The following is a 1,991-nucleotide window of genomic DNA, read 5'->3' on the forward strand; positions in this document are numbered from 1 at the left end:
TGCCAATGTAAATCCTGAGCAGTTTGCTATGACACTTACTATGTTTGATGGCAGGCAGTATAGTGTAGCTCAGGCAGATACGCTGTTTTCTATTCAAAGTATTTCAAAAGTATTTACATTTACTTTGGCTCTTAAGTACTATGGTTTAGACCTGTATGAGCGTATAGGACGGGAGCCGTCGGGGAATCCTTTTAACTCCTTAGTGCAGCTTGAGTATGAGTCTGGAAAACCAAGAAATCCATTTATAAACGCAGGTGCTATAAATGTAACAGATGTTTTGCTCACACATTTTAAAAGTTCTACATCTACATCTAAAAAGATTTTAGACTTTATGCACGCCATTGCAGATGATACATCGATAGCATTTAATGATATTGTTGCAGAGTCAGAGATGGAACATGGATTTAGAAATTTGGCATTGGCAAATTTGATGAAGAGTTTTAACAACTTTGATAATGATGTAATGGAAGTGATAAAAATATATTTTCAGCACTGCTCAATTGAGATGAATACAAAAATGCTCTCCCGTTCTATGCTTTATCTGGCAAATCATGGCGTAGACCCAATCACGGGCAAAACTTATATTACACCGCAGCAGGCAAAGCGCATAAACGCAGTGATGCTTACCTGCGGGCACTATGACGCTTCAGGTGATTTTGCATTTCGTGTTGGACTCCCTGGTAAAAGTGGAGTAGGTGGGGGCATAGTCGCAGTTGTTCCCAAAATGATGGGCATAGCAGTCTGGGCACCAGCTCTAAATGCTCAAGGAAATTCACTTGTCGGTACAAAAGCATTAGAACTCTTCACAAGTAAAACGGGATTATCTATTTTTTAGATTCTGTCCCACTATTTGAAAGATTTCACCTCTTTTAAAAGCGAAAGAAAACGTTTAGGAGACATGTACCCAACATCTTCATCATAAATTTTGCCATCAGATGTCAAAAAGTAGTGTCTTGGTGCTCCATAGCGCTCAAATTTATCGGGGATTTTGTGTTGGTCTCGAGAGAGATAGATGGGGACAAAGTCTGCGTTTAGCTTGTTCATTACATACTTTTTGGAGAGGGTAGTCTCTTTAAATTTTTTGCAGTATCTACAAGCATCTGCACCAATAAAAAGGTAAACATCTTTATGCTCTTTTTTAGCTAGTGCCAAGCCCTTATTGTAATTGTGTATCCAGTTTAGTTCTGCACCAAAAAGTGAAACTGTAAAAAGTAAGCTCAATAATATTTTATTCATAAAAGTATTATACACTATATTTTACAGATGAGTAAATTGTAACTTATGTTGAAAAATTTTGTAATGCGTGGGGTTATTTTATCTCTCTATCTAGTGTTATTGTACCTGAGTACAATAGTAAATAATTTGTAAAAACTTTATAATTACTCCAAATATATAAAATTTAGGAGTTTGTTGTGGCAAATCAAATAGCTGTTGTAAGAGATATAAGTGGAAAATTTTATGCAAAAGAGCCCGATGGTTCTCTGCGAGAACTCTCAGAGGGTGACAAGATTTATGAGGGTGAAATTGTTGTTGGAGCTAATGGAAACAGTGATTTAGATTCTCTGATTTTGACAATGAATGATGGAACAGATTTGGTTGTTCTTGGAAATGAAAAGCAACTTTTTGATTCATCTCTTTCAAATGTGGAATTTTCATCAGATGAAACTGTTACAGATACGCACTCCTTACAAGATTTAATAAGCGATAGCAATAATCCAAATACGGTAAATGATGATACCGATGCAATGCAAACAGCAACAGCTGGTGTAGCAGCGACTGATAGCTCGGACGGTGACTTAGTATCAAATTTTAAGACAATAGATGTTGCAGTTGATGACAATACAAATAATAGTATTACCGATACAGTAATAAGAGATACTGCAATTCCTACGGTGGAGACGGCAGTTGATCATACTGTTGAGACTCCTTTAGATATAAATAGAGAATCACTTCTTGATACCCTTTCTCAAATAAAAAATAATGTCTCAGAC

The 1,991-nt window shown here is 36.3% G+C and carries 2 protein-coding genes and 1 pseudogene; 2 read left to right on the forward strand and 1 reads right to left on the reverse strand.

All coding sequences use genetic code 11. The annotated features are described in order from the left end of the window. On the forward strand, positions 1-835 hold an 835-nt coding region (locus MVY38_RS09865; protein WP_297485721.1), incomplete at its 5' end, for a glutaminase. An 11-nt stretch (positions 836-846) separates the two neighbouring features. Here MVY38_RS09865 and MVY38_RS09870 read toward each other — a convergent pair. Further along, a complete protein-coding gene (locus MVY38_RS09870; RefSeq protein WP_297485723.1) occupies positions 847-1,236 on the reverse strand; it encodes a thioredoxin family protein in 390 nt (129 codons plus the stop codon). Between the two features lie 176 nt (positions 1,237-1,412). Here MVY38_RS09870 and MVY38_RS09875 point away from each other — a divergent pair. After that, a pseudogene (locus MVY38_RS09875) lies at positions 1,413-1,991 on the forward strand (hypothetical protein); the annotation flags it as partial.

This window comes from Sulfurimonas sp. (genome assembly GCF_027056685.1).
Taxonomy (GTDB): domain Bacteria; phylum Campylobacterota; class Campylobacteria; order Campylobacterales; family Sulfurimonadaceae; genus Sulfurimonas.

Excerpts from the sequence above, each read along its gene's own strand:
- MVY38_RS09870 (WP_297485723.1), bottom strand. The coding sequence starts at position 1,236 with ATGAATAAAATATTATTGAGCTTACTTTTTACAGTTTCACTTTTTGGT.